16 protein-coding genes and 1 tRNA gene are annotated in these 15,131 nt (G+C 33.1%); 14 read left to right on the top strand and 3 right to left on the bottom strand.

Features of this window, described 5'->3' with window-relative positions; translation table 11 throughout:
- Positions 1 to 108: 108 nt before the first annotated feature.
- Complete coding sequence (locus IEW41_RS09755; RefSeq protein ID WP_188606169.1) at positions 109 to 945, top strand: GIN domain-containing protein; 837 nt, start codon at positions 109 to 111, stop codon at positions 943 to 945.
- Positions 946 to 969: 24 nt separating this feature from the next.
- Entirely contained in the window at positions 970 to 2,787 is a 1,818-nt protein-coding gene (locus IEW41_RS09750) for a M2 family metallopeptidase (protein WP_188606168.1), read from the top strand.
- Between the two features lie 76 nt (positions 2,788 to 2,863).
- Here IEW41_RS09750 and trxB read toward each other — a convergent pair whose 3' ends face one another.
- Positions 2,864 to 3,844, bottom strand: a complete 981-nt coding sequence (gene trxB / locus IEW41_RS09745; protein WP_188606167.1) for a thioredoxin-disulfide reductase — start codon at positions 3,842 to 3,844, stop codon at positions 2,864 to 2,866.
- A gap of 165 nt (positions 3,845 to 4,009) precedes the next feature.
- Between trxB and IEW41_RS09740 the strand changes: the two genes are divergently transcribed.
- On the top strand, positions 4,010 to 4,471 hold the full coding sequence (locus IEW41_RS09740) for a hypothetical protein (protein ID WP_188606166.1): 462 nt from the start codon (positions 4,010 to 4,012) through the stop codon (positions 4,469 to 4,471).
- A gap of 50 nt (positions 4,472 to 4,521) precedes the next feature.
- Here the strand turns inward: IEW41_RS09740 and IEW41_RS09735 are convergent, their stop codons facing one another.
- Positions 4,522 to 4,950: an FKBP-type peptidyl-prolyl cis-trans isomerase gene (locus tag IEW41_RS09735; protein ID WP_188606165.1), complete on the bottom strand. Its 429-nt coding sequence runs from the start codon at positions 4,948 to 4,950 to the stop codon at positions 4,522 to 4,524.
- Between the two features lie 151 nt (positions 4,951 to 5,101).
- Positions 5,102 to 5,176: transfer RNA gene (locus IEW41_RS09730), tRNA-Pro, on the bottom strand.
- A 109-nt stretch (positions 5,177 to 5,285) separates the two neighbouring features.
- On the opposite strand from IEW41_RS09730, the gene IEW41_RS09725 reads away from it, so the two are divergent.
- The 11 genes from IEW41_RS09725 (at position 5,286) to IEW41_RS09675 (ending at position 14,985) form a co-directional block, all read left to right on the top strand.
- Positions 5,286 to 6,392: a PQQ-dependent sugar dehydrogenase gene (locus IEW41_RS09725; RefSeq protein WP_188606164.1), complete on the top strand. Its 1,107-nt coding sequence runs from the start codon at positions 5,286 to 5,288 to the stop codon at positions 6,390 to 6,392.
- Positions 6,392 to 6,805: a c-type cytochrome gene (locus IEW41_RS09720; protein ID WP_188606163.1), complete on the top strand. Its 414-nt coding sequence runs from the start codon at positions 6,392 to 6,394 to the stop codon at positions 6,803 to 6,805. The genes IEW41_RS09725 and IEW41_RS09720 overlap by 1 nt, the downstream gene beginning before the upstream one ends.
- Positions 6,806 to 6,853: 48 nt before the next feature.
- The gene (udk, locus tag IEW41_RS09715; protein WP_188606162.1) at positions 6,854 to 7,462 is read left to right on the top strand and encodes a uridine kinase; all 609 of its coding nucleotides are present in this window, start codon (positions 6,854 to 6,856) and stop codon (positions 7,460 to 7,462) included.
- Entirely contained in the window at positions 7,463 to 7,786 is a 324-nt protein-coding gene (locus IEW41_RS09710; protein ID WP_188606161.1) for an FtsB family cell division protein, read from the top strand.
- Positions 7,779 to 9,137, top strand: a complete 1,359-nt coding sequence (locus IEW41_RS09705; RefSeq protein WP_188606160.1) for a methylmalonyl-CoA mutase subunit beta — start codon at positions 7,779 to 7,781, stop codon at positions 9,135 to 9,137. The genes IEW41_RS09710 and IEW41_RS09705 overlap by 8 nt, the downstream gene beginning before the upstream one ends.
- Positions 9,130 to 11,253, top strand: a complete 2,124-nt coding sequence (gene scpA, locus IEW41_RS09700; protein WP_188606159.1) for a methylmalonyl-CoA mutase — start codon at positions 9,130 to 9,132, stop codon at positions 11,251 to 11,253. The genes IEW41_RS09705 and scpA overlap by 8 nt, the downstream gene beginning before the upstream one ends.
- Positions 11,254 to 11,293: 40 nt before the next feature.
- Positions 11,294 to 11,938, top strand: a complete 645-nt coding sequence (locus IEW41_RS09695) for a DNA alkylation repair protein (protein ID WP_188606158.1) — start codon at positions 11,294 to 11,296, stop codon at positions 11,936 to 11,938.
- A 179-nt stretch (positions 11,939 to 12,117) separates the two neighbouring features.
- Positions 12,118 to 12,732 carry a hypothetical protein gene (locus tag IEW41_RS09690; RefSeq protein WP_229660206.1) on the top strand — a complete coding sequence of 205 codons (615 nt, stop codon included), beginning with the start codon at positions 12,118 to 12,120 and terminating at the stop codon, positions 12,730 to 12,732.
- 164 nt (positions 12,733 to 12,896) lie between these two features.
- A complete protein-coding gene (locus tag IEW41_RS09685; protein ID WP_188606157.1) occupies positions 12,897 to 13,580 on the top strand; it encodes a hypothetical protein in 684 nt (227 codons plus the stop codon).
- A 137-nt stretch (positions 13,581 to 13,717) separates the two neighbouring features.
- Complete coding sequence (locus IEW41_RS09680) at positions 13,718 to 14,362, top strand: hypothetical protein (RefSeq protein ID WP_188606156.1); 645 nt, start codon at positions 13,718 to 13,720, stop codon at positions 14,360 to 14,362.
- Between the two features lie 164 nt (positions 14,363 to 14,526).
- On the top strand, positions 14,527 to 14,985 hold the full coding sequence (locus tag IEW41_RS09675) for a DUF7674 family protein (protein WP_188606155.1): 459 nt from the start codon (positions 14,527 to 14,529) through the stop codon (positions 14,983 to 14,985).
- Positions 14,986 to 15,131: the final 146 nt, after the last annotated feature.

Below are 15,131 nucleotides of genomic sequence, written 5' to 3'. Positions count from 1 at the left end.
CAAAAACAACTAATCAACCAACTAGTTTTATAAACCATTTTAAACTCAATTACGAGTTTGGGATGGTTTTTGTTTATATTTGTTTATTACAACTTTTAAACATTATAAATGAATAAAATCATTTTCACATTCTTATTAGCCATTGGTTTTATCTCTTTTGCAAATGCACAAGATGATGAAAAAATTAAAGGCGATAGAAACGTTACAATTAAACAAACCTATATTGAACCTTTTAATAAAATAATTGTAGGTGAAGATTTTACTGTAGAAATTATTTACAACAGCAAACCTTCAATTGAAATTGAAACAGACGACAACTTGCATGAGTATATTAGCTTTGGAGTTGTAGATAGTATATTATCTATAAAAACGACAAAAAAGATAACATCAAGCAAAAAAATGAACATTAAGGTTAATTACACAAATAACCTTGAACATATTGAAACAAAAGATGACGGAGAAATTCGCTCGCTAACTTCTTTAGAGTTAAAAAATGCTACGTTAAGAACCTCTGGCTCTTCAAAAGCATATCTTAATATTAGAACTAATAATTTTACCTATAACAGTCTAGACAAAGCTAAGGTTAAGCTTAACATTAATGCTAATACTTCAAAAATTGTTTTAAGCGATAATTGCAAGGTTGAAGCATTAATAAACTCAAAGTCAATGGTTATGGATTTATATCAACGTGCAACAGCAAATATTGAAGGTACAGCTACAACAACAACGCTCAGACTAGATAATTCGGCTAGTTTTAACGGTAAAGATTTTGCAACAAAAAATTGCGATCTTATTGTTGAAACAAACAGTAACGCATCAATTAGAGTAGACGAAACCATTACTATTGAAGCTTCTGGCAGCAGTGAAGTTTATTTATACAACTTACCTAAAATAGTTTTAAATAAGTTTATTGATACAGCTAAACTTCAGAAAAAAGACAACTAAATTAACTTTTCAATTTATATAACTATGAAAAAAATAACCTTGTTTTTTATCATTCTTATAAGTGTGACAGCTTGTAAAAAAGAAACAAAAACCGAAGACACAAATGCTGCTTTAAAAGCAGAAGTGCAAACCTTTCTTGACGATTACACAACTACATTTAAAAAACTGTATTATGACTCTTCTGAGGCAGAATGGGCTGCAAATACACATATAGTTGTTGGCGACACATTAAATGCTTATAATATTCAAAAAGCAAATGAAGCTTACGCTAAATTTACAGGAAGTAGTGATGTTATTGAAAAAACGCGAAAGTATTTAGAGCAAAAAGACAATCTAGATATTGTACAAGTACGTCAGTTAAAAACCATTTTGTATGCAGCTGCTAATAACCCAGAAACAGTTTCTGATGTTGTTTCTCAACGTATTACAGCAGAAAATGCTCAAAATGAAACATTATTTGGTTACGATTTTAAAATTAAAGGAAAGTCTGTATCAACTGGAGACATCGATAAAATTTTAAGAGAATCTAACGATTTAAACAGCCGATTAGAAACTTGGGAATCTTCAAAAGCAGTTGGTAAAAACCTTAAAGATGGATTAGAAAACTTACGAAACCTACGTAATCAAACTGTAAACGCATTAGGTTATGATGATTATTTCTCATATCAAGTATCTGATTACGGAATGACTCGTCAAGAAATGCGTTACGAAATGAATAAAATGGTTAAAGAAGTTTGGCCTTTATATAGAGAATTACACACTTGGGCTCGTTATGAGTTAGCAAAAAAATATAATGCAAAAGTTCCAGATTATTTACCTGCTCACTGGTTACCAAATCGTTGGGGACAAGACTGGAGTGCATTAGTAAATGTAGAAGGTTTAGATATTGATGCTGCACTAAAAGATAAAGAACCAGAATGGATTGTTAAAGAAGGTGAAAAATTTTATGTAAGTATTGGGTTTAATCCTCTACCAGCTAGTTTTTATGAAAAATCGAGTATGTATCCTCTTCCTGCTGATGCTACGTATAAAAAGAACAACCATGCTTCTGCTTGGCATATGGATTTAGAAAACGATTTACGTTGCCTAATGAGTGTTGAAGCTAATGCCGATTATTATGAGACAATTCATCATGAGTTAGGACATATTTATTACTATCAGGCATATACAAATCCTAATGTTCCACCATTATTACGTGGAGGCGCTAATAGAGGTTATCATGAAGCAATAGGTAGCTTACTTGGTCTTGCAGCAATGCAAAAACCTTTTCTAGCTGAAAAAGGATTAGTTGATGCTAATGTTCAAATAGATGAAACTCAAAATTTATTAAAAGAAGCTTTAAACTATGTTGTGTTTTTACCATTTTCAGCTGGTGTAATGACTGAGTTTGAAAATTCTTTATATGCTGAGAATTTACCAAAAGATCAATTTAATCAAAAATGGTGGGAATTAGCTAAAAAGTATCAAGGTATGGTTCCTCCATCAGATCGTGGTGAAGAGTTTTGCGATGCGGCTTCAAAAACACATATAAACAATGATGCTGCTCAGTATTATGACTATGCAGTATCTTATATTTTATTATTCCAATTCCATGACCATATTGCTAAAAACATCTTAAAACAAGATCCACATGCAACCAACTATTATGGAAGCAAAGAGGTTGGAAATTTTTTAAAAGGTGTTTTAGAAACTGGTGCAAACAATGATTGGAGACAATTATTAAAAGAAAGTGTTGGTAGCGAAATGAGTGCTAAACCAATGTTAGACTATTTTGCACCTTTAATGGCTTACTTAAAAGAACAAAATAAAGGAAGAACTTATACGCTTCCTGAAACGTTTTAAAAGTTTAATAATTATAAAAAATAAAAGCGCCTAAAGTAAAATTACTTTAGGCGCTTTTTATATAAATAAGTTTTTTTTAATTATATGTTGATGTACTCACTTCAAATGTCGAATCTTTTGCAGCTAAATAACGCTCGGCATCTAAAGCAGCCATACAACCAGTTCCAGCAGCTGTAACAGCTTGTCTGTAAACATGGTCAGCAGCATCACCAGAAACAAAAACACCATCTATATTAGTTTTTGAAGTTCCTGGAACATTAATAATGTAACCTGTTTTATCTAAGTTTAAAAAATCTTTAAAAATATCGGTATTTGGTTTATGACCAATAGCAACAAAAAACCCAGTAGCAGGTATTTCATGAACCTTTCCTGTAATATTATGCTTTACTCTAACTCCAGTAACAACTTGTCCATCACCAAGAACTTCTTCAGTTTCAGTATTGAATAAAATCTCAATATTTTCAGTGTTTTTAACTCTGGCAGCCATAATTTTAGAAGCTCTAAACTCATCCTTTCTTACCAACATAGTTACTTTCTTGCACAATTTTGATAAATAGTGAGCTTCTTCACATGCACTATCTCCTGCTCCAACTATCACTACCTCTTGGTTTCTATAAAAGAAACCATCGCAAACAGCACAAGCTGATACTCCTCCACCAAGTTTTAAATACTTCTGTTCTGAGTCTAATCCTAAATATTTTGCAGATGCTCCAGTAGATATGATTACTGTTTGACAATGAATCTCTTTAGTTTCATTAACCCAAACTTTATGTACATCTCCTGAAAAATCTACCTTAGTTATCCAACCATCTCTAACATCAGTTTCAAAACGTTCGGCTTGTTTTCTCAACTCTATCATCATTTCTGGACCTGTAATCCCATCTGGATATCCTGGAAAATTCTCAACCTCATTAGTTGTTGTTAACTGTCCACCAGGTTGAGTTCCTTGGTATAAAACAGGTTTCATATTAGCTCTAGCAGCATAGATTGCAGCTGTATATCCTGCTGGACCAGAACCTATAATTAGGCATTTTACTTTTTCAATTGTATCTGACATTCTGTGAATCTTAAATTATAACACAAAAGTAGAATTTTTGATACAATACTTACAGCATAGTTATTAAAAGTTATTATAGTTCTATAAATACTTTTAATTACAGACAAATCTCACTCTTTTTTTGTAAATTAGTAGTAACTCACCTATTAAACAAATATTAAAATTATGAAGACATTATTTATTAATTTATTTGTTGCAATGCTTCTGGTATCTTGTAAAAACGAAACTAATTCAATGACAGACAAAGCAGAAGAAACTACTAACTTATCTCTTCAAGGCACTTGGGAATTAGTTGGTTTTTATAATTATGTAGATAACAAAGTTGTAGATTCATTTGACACAAATGAAGGTTACCGACAAGTAAAAATGTATACACCAACGAAGGTAATGTGGAGTAAACATGTTCCTACAGACTCAACTGAATGGTTTGGTTATGGAAGTTATAATATAAAAGATAAACACCTTATTGAAGTTTTAGATTATGGTTCTAAAATGATGAAAAAAATCATACAAGAGAAAAAAGAGTTTATTTACGAGTTAGATTTAGAAAAAAATAGATTTAGTCAGATTGAATTAGATGAAGATGGAAACAGAATCTATTCCGAAAACTATAAACGAATAGAGTAAACAAAAAAAAGCTGAACAAATGTTCAGCTTTTTTGTTTAAAGTATAATAATTATTTTATCTCAACCACTTCCAAATCAAAAACTAAATTCTGACCTGCTAACGGATGATTTCCATCAATAATAATGTGATCTTCTTTTACATCAACAACTCTAAATTGATGTTCACTCCCATCTTGTCCTTTAGAAGCCAATCCCATTCCAATTTCAGGCTTTACATCAGGTGGCAACTGTTCAATCTTTACCTCATGAAATAATTCCTTTTGAATATCACCATATGCCTCATCTTTTGAAATTTCAATGATTTTTTTCTCATTCACTTTCATATCAATGATTGCATTCTCAAATCCAGGAATCAACATCCCTTTACCAATAGTGACTTCTATAGGTTCGCGCTCTAGCGAACTGTCAAAAATTCGACCATCGATTAATTTTCCTGTGTAATGCACTTTCACTGTGTCATTTTCTTTTACTTGACTCATAATTTGTATTTTGTTTTTAATAAAGTGCAAAACTACCATTAATATAAAGAACGCCAAGATTATAAGCGTTTAAAAGCACAAATTAAGAAAAGCTTAACGTAGTAGATTAGAAACAAAAAAGCTGAACAAATGTTCAGCTTTTTTTATTAAGTCGGGGTGGCAGGATTCGAACCTGCGACCTCCGCGTCCCAAACGCGGCGCGATAACCGGGCTACGCTACACCCCGAATTGGTTATCTAAATTTTCTATCGTGAAAATCGAGGTGCAAATATATGGCTTTTCTTTAAAAACTAACAAGATTTATTTTTAAATTTAAAGATTAAAGCAATTATCTTATGACACTAAAATATCAATATCTATTACTCCTTGTTTTTTTTAGTTTATTCACTTGTGCTCAAGACAAAAATCCTGTAAACACAAATCATGATTATGAAGTAGTTGTGTCAGATTTATCTATTCCTTGGGGATTTGTTTTTTTACCTGACAACTCAATGCTTATCAATGAAAAAGAAGGTAAAATGATACACTATAAAGATGGTAAAAAAATTACCATAGAAGATGTACCAAAAGTTTACAACAGAGGTCAAGGTGGTTTATTAGATATTGCTCTTCATCCTAACTACAAAGAAAATGGCTGGATTTATATTACCTATGCTTCCTCTGAAGGTGAAGGCGAAGGAGGAAACACAGCGTTAATGAGAGCAAAACTAAAAGACAATAAACTCATTGACAAACAACTTCTATATAAAGCAACTCCAAACACAACTAGAGGTCAACATTTTGGATCGCGCATTGTATTTGATAATCAAGGTTACTTGTATTTTACAATTGGCGAGCGAGGTGAAGAGTTTGTAAATCCGCAAGATATTACTCGCGATGGCGGAAAAGTATATCGATTACACGATGATGGTACAATACCAAAAGACAACCCATTTGTAAATGAACCTAATGCTAAAAAGGCTATTTACACATTTGGTAATCGCAATCCGCAAGGTATGGTTTTGCATCCTGAAACTGGAGAGGTTTGGACACATGAACATGGACCACGTGGAGGTGATGAAATAAACATCATTAAAGCTGGTGCCAATTATGGATGGCCTGTAATTACATATGGTATTAACTATATAGGCACAAAAATAACAGACGAAACTGCTCGTCCTGGAATGGAACAGCCGCTACATTATTGGGACCCTTCTATTGCACCTAGTGGTATGGCGTTTATCTCTAGTGATAAATATCCTGGATGGAAAGGCGATTTACTTGTTGGCTCTTTAAAATTTCAATATGTAGATAAATGTGTGTTAAAAGATGGAAAAGTAATTAAAGAAGAACGCCTTTTAGACGGATTAGGTAGAGTAAGAACAATAATCCAAGGACCTGATGGCTTTATTTATGTTGGTATAGAAAATTTAGGCATCGTAAAATTATTACCAAAAAAATAATGAAGCTATCTATGATTTCTATTCTTATTATTCTCTTGTCACTTTTATCGTGCAACGATTCAAACCCTAAACAAAATCAGCAATTGCAAGCAAGTATACAACGAGGTGCTATTGTTTATGAAGACTTCTGTATGCAATGCCATATGCCTGATGGAAAAGGAGTTGAAAAGGCTTTTCCTCCTTTAGCAAATTCAGATTATTTGATGAATAAGCGTAAAGAGAGTATTAAGGCCATTAAATATGGACTTACAGGAGAAATTACTGTAAATGGAAAAAAGTATAAAACAGCGATGGCTCCTTTAGGATTAACTAACAAAGAAGTAGCAGATGTAATGAATTACATAACAAACTCTTGGGATAACAAAAATGATAAAATGATAACTGAAGACGAAGTTTCAAAAATTCAGCAATAAAAATCTTTTATAATTGGTTAAATTTGCGGCAACATCTAAACAAAAAGTATGCTTATTATAGGAATTGCTGGTGGAACTGGCTGCGGAAAGACAACAGTAGTCAATCAAATACTAAATGAACTACCTGAAGGCGAAGTTGGAGTTATCTCACAAGACTCTTATTATAAAGACACATCACACTTAAGTTATGAAGAGCGTGTAAAGATTAATTTTGACCATCCACGTTCTATAGATTTTGAATTGTTAGAAGAGCATCTTAAAGAACTCCGAAAAGGCAACGATATAAACCAGCCTGTGTATTCTTTTATAAAGCACAACCGAACAGGAGATACTATTTTAACGCATCCTCGAAAAGTAATGATTGTGGAAGGTATTTTAATATTAACCAATCCTGAGCTTAGAGATATGTTTGATATAAAAATATTTGTACATGCTGATAGTGACGAACGTTTAATTCGTCGTTTAAAACGCGATATTACAGAGCGTGGCAGAGATATAGACGAAGTGTTATCTCGTTATCAAAACACATTAAAACCTATGCATCAGCAGTTTATTGAGCCAATGAAAGAGTATGCTGATATTATTATACCTAACAATAAATACAATACAGTAGCTGTTGATATTGTAAAGACAATTATTAATCAACGTTTAGTATAAATGAATTTTAAATCTAAATATCTAAAACCATTCAAAAACCTATATATCCTAATTTTTTCAGGGTTTGTAGTTTGGATGCTTTTTTTTGATACCAATTCGTGGTTAACACATCGTGGATTAAATAGTGATATTGACGATTTAGAAAATGAAAAAGAATACTACAAAAACGAGATTGATAAAGACAAAAAAGCAATAAAAGAATTAAGTACTGAAGAAGGTATTGAAAAACTGGCTCGCGAAAAATATTATATGAAAAAAGAGAATGAAGATATTTATATAATTGAATATGAGGACAGTTTAAAAAACCAGAAAAAAGATGAGTAAACAATTATTCAAAGCATTTCCTGAAGTCTCCTCAAAACAGTGGAAACAACTTATACAAGCTGACCTAAAAGGTGAAGATTATAACGAAACATTAATCTGGAAAACCAACGAAGGCATTAATGTAAAGCCTTTTTATCACGCTGATGAATTTGCAGCACTTCCAGATATTACAGCTTCAAAAGCGACTCAGTGGAATATTTGCCAAACCATATTTGTAGCCAATGTAAGCAAATCGAATGCTAAAGCAGTTGATGCAATTGAACGAGGTGCAGAACGCATTAAATTTATTATTCCTACTGAAGATATTTCATTAAAAGATTTACTGGTAAATATCAATCTTTCAGAAACTGCTATCTATTTCGAATTACAATTTTTAAACTCCGAATTCGTAAAAGAGCTAAGCTCTATTCCTTCAAAAGCTGGTATTTATATTCAATCAGATATTATTGGTCATCTTGCCAGAACAGGTAACTGGTTTACAAACCTTAAAGACGACCATCAACAATTTGAAGCTATAGTCAATACAACGTCTAGTTTTAGTGTTGATGTATCACTATATCAAAATGCAGGAGCTACAATGGTTCAGCAACTAGCCTATGCCATGGCGCATGCTAATGAGTATTTAAATCATTTTAACACTAACGAAAAGCAAGACATTAAAGTCATTTTTAATGTTGCTGTTGGTACCAATTACTTCTTTGAAATTGCTAAACTCAGAGCCTTACGAATGCTTTGGGAAGCCTTAGCAAATGAGTATCAAATACCTATCTATTGCTACATTTTTGCAACACCAACAAAGCGTAACAAAACACTATACGATTACAACACCAACATGCTTCGTACAACAACCGAATGTATGAGTGCTGTACTTGGTGGAGCAGATACCATTTGTAATTTGGCTTACGATGCCATTTATCATAAAGACAATGAGTTTGGCGAACGTATTTCTCGCAATCAGTTATTAGTTTTAAAACACGAAAGCTATTTCGATAAGGTTAATAATCCTTCAGATGGTGCATATTATATAGAGAGCATTACAACGCAATTAGCAGAAAAAGCACTAACACTTTTTAAAGAGATTGAAGCAAATGGTGGCTTTTTACACCAACTAAAAGAAGGGCTTATCCAACGAAAAATAAAAGAAAGCGCAGCTAAAGAGCAAGAGCAATTTAATTCTGGTGAAGATATTTTATTAGGAACCAATAAACATCCAAATCCTAAAGATAAAATGAAGCATGAATTAGAGTTATATCCTTTTGTAAAAACCAATCCTGTAAAAACGTTGATTGAGCCAATTATAGAAAAAAGGCTTGCTGAAACTATGGAACAAAAACGTTTAGAAGATGAGTAGAAAAAGCCTTCAACATATCGCATTAAATACTAAATCTGAAAGCCAAAAACCAAAGGCTAATAGCATATTTAAAACAGCTGAAGATATTGATGTTAAATCTACCTATTCTAAAGACGATTTAAAAAATGTAGAACATATCAACTTTATAGCTGGCATTGCTCCTAACCTTCGTGGTCCATACTCAACCATGTATGTTCGCAGACCTTGGACTATTCGTCAGTATGCTGGTTTTAGTACTGCAGAAGAAAGTAACGCTTTTTACAGACGTAATCTTGCAGCAGGACAAAAAGGACTCTCTGTAGCTTTCGATTTGGCAACACATAGAGGTTACGATAGCGATCATGAACGTGTGGTTGGCGATGTTGGTAAAGCAGGAGTTGCTATCGATTCGGTTGAGGATATGAAAATACTTTTCGACCAGATTCCTTTAGATAAAATGTCTGTTTCAATGACTATGAATGGTGCTGTGTTACCAATTATGGCATTTTATATTGTTGCTGCAGAAGAGCAAGGCGTAAAACCAGAACAACTAGCAGGAACCATACAAAACGATATTTTAAAGGAGTTTATGGTACGTAATACCTACATCTATCCTCCTACACCATCGATGAAAATTATCTCTGATATTTTTGAATACACGAGCAAAAACATGCCAAAATTCAATAGTATTAGTATTTCTGGATACCATATGCAAGAAGCTGGTGCAACTTGCGATATTGAATTGGCTTACACACTTGCCGACGGATTAGAGTACATTAAAAAAGGGCTTGCAGCAGGAATGGATATCGATACCTTTGCGCCTCGTTTATCGTTTTTCTGGGCTATAGGTATGAATCATTTTATGGAGATTGCCAAAATGCGTGCAGCACGTATGTTATGGGCAAAACTCGTAAAACAATTCAACCCAAAAGATGATAAATCGTTAGCTTTACGTACACATTGCCAAACCAGTGGATGGAGTTTAACAGAACAAGACCCATTTAATAATGTGGCTCGCACCACTATTGAAGCAGCAGCAGCAGCTTTTGGTGGCACACAGAGTTTACATACCAATGCATTAGACGAAGCCATAGCTTTACCAACCGATTTTTCGGCTCGTATTGCACGTAATACACAAATATTTTTACAGCAAGAAACACATATTACTAAAACTGTCGACCCTTGGGCTGGTAGTTACTATGTTGAAAAGCTAACCCACGATATTGCTCAAAAAGCATGGCAACTTATTGAAGAAGTTGAAGAACTTGGCGGAATGACCAAAGCTATTGAAGCTGGCATCCCAAAACTACGTATTGAAGAAGCTGCAGCGCGCAAACAAGCACGTATCGATTCTGGGCAAGATATAATTGTTGGTGTTAACAAATACCGATTAGACCAAGAAGATCCAATCTCAACTCTAGAAGTCGATAACCAAACAGTTAGAAACTCACAAATTGAGCGTTTAAATAGCATAAAAGCATCTCGTAATAGCGAAAAAACAACAGTAGCTTTATCAAAATTAACTGAAGCAGCACGATTAGGAAATCAAAATTTATTAGCTTTAGCTGTCGAAGCTGCTCGAGAGCGAGCAACATTAGGCGAAATAAGTGATGCTTTAGAAACTGCTTTCGGACGTTATAAAGCACAAATAAAATCATTTTCTGGCGTGTATAGTAAAGAAATAAAAGACGATGCTTCCTTTAAAAAGGCTCGAGAACTTGCCGATAAATTTGCAGAACAAGATGGTCGCAGACCACGTATTATGATTGCAAAAATGGGACAAGATGGTCATGATAGAGGCGCAAAAGTAGTCGCAACTGGTTATGCTGATGTTGGCTTTGATGTCGATATTGGTCCTTTGTTTCAAACACCAAAAGAAGCAGCAAAACAAGCGGTTGAAAACGATGTTCATATACTTGGTGTATCATCATTAGCAGCAGGACACAAAACCTTAGTCCCTCAAGTTATTGAAGAGCTTAAAAAATATGGTCGCGACGATATTATGGTTATTGTTGGTGGTGTTATTCCAAAGCAAGATTACCAATATTTGTTTGATGCTGGTGCAGTAGCTGTATTTGGTCCTGGAACAAAAATTAGCGATGCTGCTATTCAGATTTTAGAGATTCTTATTGACTAAGAATTGCTCTTATAATTATTTAGGTGTAATTTAAAACATAATGAAACTATCTTCTAAAGCACAACATATTTATAATCAAATCGATAAGCAAACTACCAAATTGGGAGATTTGAGAAAGATTGCTAAAGAATTGAAAAAAGACCACAATTTGGCTTTAGAACTTTGGGCAACTACCGAATTTTTACCTCGTCAATTGGCTATTCTAATAATGGATAGCAAACGTCTTAACCAAAAAGAGATTGACAAACTTGACCAAGATATTCAAAAACACGATTACGATGAGCGAATTCATTTAATGGATTGGCTAATGGCAAACCAATTATCTAAAGACAAAAAATTGGTTGCTCTTATTGAATCTTGGGAAAACAGCTCCTATTCATTACAACGTAGAGTGTTTTGGTATTACCAAGCAAGATTAAGATGGATGGGAAATACTAACCAATCTAATACAGACTACCTTTTATCGTCAATAGAGAAACATATAATGGATGAAACACCAGAGGTACAATGGGCAATGAATTATACAGCTGGTCAAATAGGAAAATGGCAAACTAATTATCGCTACAGATGTATTGCTATTGGCGAAACAACAGGACTTTATAAAGACGAGGTTGTACCTAAAAATTGTACGCCAAGTTATTTACCAGAGTTTATTAGAATTGAAGTCGCTAAATTGAATACATAAATTACCTCACGCATTTTACACTTAAAAATTACGTAGTTCTACGTATAGGAAATTACATAAGTTTAATTTAGTTTTATGCTTAATAATAAGGCTAATAATTCCTGTTATCCCTTAATTGAAAAATATAAACAGGAACAATAGTCCACATATAACTAGTTGTAAACAAGCTAAACCAACATATGAACTTCATTAAAAAACTTTTCGGATTAAATAAAAAAGAGGAAGAAGAATACTCTGGGAATTTTATTGTCGCAACTCTAAATGATAAAGTAATGCCAATTGATAGAGGAGAAATTTATGAAGACCCGTTAGATGAATTTCTTCAAGCTAATGGAATTGGAGAAGTTACAGGTGGAGGAACTATGCAATTAGAATCTGGAGAATTAGAATACTGTGACGTAGAGATCCAACTAAATTCTGATGACATTAATGAAAATCACATTAAATCAATCATTGAGAAACTTGAAGAGCTTGGAGCACCAAAAGGTTCTAAGCTGACAATTGAGAAAACGGAACAGAAAATTGAATTTGGAAAAAAGGAAGGTTTAGGAATTTATCTTGACGGAATAAATCTGTCTGATGAAGTTTATAAAAATTCTGACTCTGAAACTTTAGCTATAGAGATTAGACGATTAGCGAATATAAAAGATAATGTTCTTCGATATTGGCAAGGAAATACAGAAACTGGATTATATTTTTATGGAGAATCATTTGAGAAAATCAATGAATCGATTGCTGACTTTGTAAAAACTCATCCTGAATGTGAAAATTGCCGAATTGAAAGAGTCGCATAAAAGCCAGTTTACAACAATGTATAACCGCAATTACGGCGGATTCGACTACGTCCGAATCCATGCGGAATTGCTAAAGCCTGTGTTAAACCGAAAATTAACGCATATTAACCCGTAACTGACGGTTATACGAGACCGTTACCTGCAAGCTAAAAAAAACATTGAGAATGACAAAAAACATTACACTTTTGATTTTAATTTTTATTATCTCAAGTTGCTCTGCGCAAGAAAATTTAAAAGACTTTTATTATCCATTTTCAAATAAAACAGAAACCAAAGTTTATAAATACGTGGATAAAAACGACTCGACAAAAATTGAGTATTGGAAAGTGACATCAAATCCGAAAACAAATGAATTGAAAACAGTTTCTTACGATTCTGACTTTAATATTTATAATACGTTTGACGAGTTTATAACAGAAAATGGAGCTGAATTAACAGCTTACTCTGACTTCGAAATGAATGATAAAGGAGAAAGAAAAGAAATCAAAGCAAAGGTAATTGACAAAGACGTTTACAAATGGAATGGAGATAAAGAGTACATATATTCTGTTAAATATGTAAATAAATATGGTCGCTTCGATTTTAAAAAGAAAAGAGCGGAATCTGGAATTGAAAATATTACTGTAAATGGAAAGGAATATGAAGCTGTGAAATTTAGAGACGACTATATAATTTTAGCACTTGACCACGATGTTGAGCAAAGGTTTTATCAAGATGCATTTTACGTAAAAGACATTGGAATGATAAAATATAAAAGGAAAATCCCTATTCAACACGAGTTGATTGAATTGGAATTAGCCGAAATCCTTAGTGAATCGGAATTTGAAAAAATAAAAGCCAGCAGGTAACACCGTGTATAATTAATGGCTAGTTCGAGCTTGCTTACGAAAATCCTCGCGGATTTTCTATTCGGTTTTTATTTGCTAAATTAGGTGCTTAAACACGCCACTAACCATACACAAAACCGTTACCACACATTTGAGAAATGCCAACACCAATTCATAGTAAAATAATAAACAAAGTTGCTCGGAAAATTTTAAAAGAGTACGGAATTGAACGCAAGGGACAATCTCGTAAATGGCTTGACGACCATTATTGGTTCACAACAGGAATAGAATTTCAACCTTTTAAAGATAGACAAGGAACTTGTTTAAATGTTGGAGTAAATTTTCATTGGTATCAAAAAGGTTATTTTTCTTATGACATTGGATATAGAGAATCTGAATTCATTGACTTTGTAAATGAAGAACAATTTGAAAAAGAAATGTGCACTCTTACGGAATTAGCTCTGAACCGAACTTTAGAATTACGTGAGAAATTGTCTGACTTAAATACTGCAACAAATACGATTCTGAATCACGAATTTACCAGTGACAGTCTTTGGGGGAATTATCATCGAGCAATAATTTGTGGGTTAAATAATGACCAAAAAAAAGCTCACCAGTATTTCGAACTGATTTTAAAAAATAAATTGGAATATGGATGGGAATTGGAATTAAAAAAAAGAGTTGAACAACTAAAATCCGAATCAGGAAACACAATTGAATTTAGAAAAGAAATTGACTATATAATTGAGGAAACTCGGAAAGAAAAAAAACTAAAAGAAACTGATATAAAAAACGTGTGGTAACAACGAGTATAATTTATTGCTTGTTCTCGCCTACTTACGAAAATTGCTTACGCCAGTTCGCTTTGCTCGTGTCTCGCGGATTTTCTATTCGGTTTATATTTGCTAAATTAGGTACTTAAACACGCCACTAATCATACACAAACACGTTGTAAGTAATTTGAGAGATGAATAAACCAGAAACTAGATATCATCAATCTGACATTGAAAAAGTCTTCCATAAACTGATTTCGAATTGGAATGAACTTACCGATTTCTACAACACAGAAGTGAAATTTGATTATGATGACCCAAATGACCGATTAGCCTATGTTGACATTGGAGATATTTCAAAATTTATAGTTGAAAAGAAAAAAGCCGAACAAACCGAGAAATTTGAAATTTTCTTTGAGAACGTAGAAGAAATAATGATTTACGGAGAACACTATGTTCAAGAACTTATCGTAATAGGTCTTTTTGAGGGAATCCAAGCTTTTTGCGGTTATAAAATAGATTATTATCGTTCATTTGACAAATGGCTGAAACCAAATTCGCTCAAAGCGTGGAGAGAATTAATTGATTTTTGGGAAAAAGATGATTGGAAAAGAACTGCTGAAAGCGAAAAAATATTGAATAAGAAAAAATAAAAACTACTTACAACACCGAATATAATTTATTGCTAGTTATAGCCTATTTGTGAAAATTGCTTACGCCAGTTCGCTTTGCTCGTGTCTCGCGGATTTTCTATTCGGTTTTTATTTGTTAACTTAGTTGCTTAACCACGCAACGAAAC

The sequence above is a fragment of the Aquaticitalea lipolytica genome (assembly GCF_014641635.1).
GTDB classification, from domain to species: domain Bacteria; phylum Bacteroidota; class Bacteroidia; order Flavobacteriales; family Flavobacteriaceae; genus Aquaticitalea; species Aquaticitalea lipolytica.
Note: the sequence above shows the minus strand (reverse complement) of the source record. Positions and strands in the feature narration are given on the sequence as shown.

Excerpts from the sequence above, each read along its gene's own strand:
- IEW41_RS09755 (WP_188606169.1), top strand. The coding sequence starts at position 109 with ATGAATAAAATCATTTTCACATTCTTATTAGCCATTGGTTTTATCTCT.
- IEW41_RS09750 (WP_188606168.1), top strand. The coding sequence starts at position 970 with ATGAAAAAAATAACCTTGTTTTTTATCATTCTTATAAGTGTGACAGCT.
- trxB (WP_188606167.1), bottom strand. The coding sequence starts at position 3,844 with ATGTCAGATACAATTGAAAAAGTAAAATGCCTAATTATAGGTTCTGGT.
- IEW41_RS09740 (WP_188606166.1), top strand. The coding sequence starts at position 4,010 with ATGAAGACATTATTTATTAATTTATTTGTTGCAATGCTTCTGGTATCT.
- IEW41_RS09735 (WP_188606165.1), bottom strand. The coding sequence starts at position 4,950 with ATGAGTCAAGTAAAAGAAAATGACACAGTGAAAGTGCATTACACAGGA.
- IEW41_RS09725 (WP_188606164.1), top strand. The coding sequence starts at position 5,286 with ATGACACTAAAATATCAATATCTATTACTCCTTGTTTTTTTTAGTTTA.
- IEW41_RS09720 (WP_188606163.1), top strand. The coding sequence starts at position 6,392 with ATGAAGCTATCTATGATTTCTATTCTTATTATTCTCTTGTCACTTTTA.
- udk (WP_188606162.1), top strand. The coding sequence starts at position 6,854 with ATGCTTATTATAGGAATTGCTGGTGGAACTGGCTGCGGAAAGACAACA.
- IEW41_RS09710 (WP_188606161.1), top strand. The coding sequence starts at position 7,463 with ATGAATTTTAAATCTAAATATCTAAAACCATTCAAAAACCTATATATC.
- IEW41_RS09705 (WP_188606160.1), top strand. The coding sequence starts at position 7,779 with ATGAGTAAACAATTATTCAAAGCATTTCCTGAAGTCTCCTCAAAACAG.
- scpA (WP_188606159.1), top strand. The coding sequence starts at position 9,130 with ATGAGTAGAAAAAGCCTTCAACATATCGCATTAAATACTAAATCTGAA.
- IEW41_RS09695 (WP_188606158.1), top strand. The coding sequence starts at position 11,294 with ATGAAACTATCTTCTAAAGCACAACATATTTATAATCAAATCGATAAG.
- IEW41_RS09690 (WP_229660206.1), top strand. The coding sequence starts at position 12,118 with ATGAACTTCATTAAAAAACTTTTCGGATTAAATAAAAAAGAGGAAGAA.
- IEW41_RS09685 (WP_188606157.1), top strand. The coding sequence starts at position 12,897 with ATGACAAAAAACATTACACTTTTGATTTTAATTTTTATTATCTCAAGT.
- IEW41_RS09680 (WP_188606156.1), top strand. The coding sequence starts at position 13,718 with ATGCCAACACCAATTCATAGTAAAATAATAAACAAAGTTGCTCGGAAA.
- IEW41_RS09675 (WP_188606155.1), top strand. The coding sequence starts at position 14,527 with ATGAATAAACCAGAAACTAGATATCATCAATCTGACATTGAAAAAGTC.